1 protein-coding gene is annotated in these 404 nt (G+C 66.8%); it reads right to left on the bottom strand.

The genetic code is table 11. The features are described 5' to 3' along the window. Positions 1–365: transposase (locus tag FVA95_RS29500; protein WP_368667390.1), on the bottom strand; the 365-nt coding region annotated here is incomplete at its 3' end. Positions 366–404 lie beyond the last annotated feature (39 nt).

Raw genomic sequence — 404 nt, 5'->3', positions numbered from 1 at the left:
GCCACGATCTTCGGTGTGAACGAGCCGTCCCGGTCACGGGGGACCTCGACCTCGACCGGTCCAGCCTCGGTCAACACCGTCTTCGACCGGTGACCGTTGCGGGAGTTCTTCCCGTCGCGCCCGGCCGGGTCGTGGGCTTCATAACCGAGGTGGTCGGTGATCTCACCCTCGAGGGCGGACTCCAGAACCCGCTTGGTCAGCTGCGCGAGCAGCCCGTTCGCCCCGGTGAGGTCGAGCCCGTTCACACGGGCACGACCGGCGAGCTGAGCGATCAACTGCTCATCGACCGGATCGAGCTCTCCCACCCCGTCACCGTCGAGCGCGGCGTCCAGGTCGGTCACCGGCTCCGCTGCCTGGTCTGTCATCGGGTCCACACTCCTTGATCGGAGTTACACCGATGTTCT

The sequence above is a fragment of the Pseudonocardia sp. EV170527-09 genome (genome assembly GCF_008369905.1).
Classification (GTDB): domain Bacteria; phylum Actinomycetota; class Actinomycetes; order Mycobacteriales; family Pseudonocardiaceae; genus Pseudonocardia.
Note: the sequence above shows the minus strand (reverse complement) of the source record. Positions and strands in the feature narration are given on the sequence as shown.